A 262-nucleotide genomic window follows, 5' to 3' on the forward strand; every position below is an offset into this window, starting at 1 on the left:
CAGCGCGGCCGAAGTAGACATCGACGGGCGTCAGGTTTCCAAGGCTCTCGTGGTAGCGTTGGTTGTTGTAGTATTCGACGAAGGCGTCAATCTGGCGCTCGAGATCACCGGGCAGGAAGTAATGCTCGAGCAGGACACGGTTATTCGCTTCGCGGACCTTCGGTTCATGGTCTGGTGCCACCGCTCGATCTTGCCTTGGGTCTGTGGGTGGTAGGGTGCGCCGCGGACATGATCCATGCCCTTGTCGTCGAGGTAATCCGCC

At 59.5% G+C, this 262-nt stretch carries 1 pseudogene; it reads right to left on the reverse strand.

Features of this window, described 5'->3' with window-relative positions:
- Positions 1–262, reverse strand: a pseudogene (locus ACH107_RS33885) (integrase core domain-containing protein); the annotation flags it as partial.

The organism is Roseovarius halophilus (ex Wu et al. 2025), assembly GCF_047086965.1.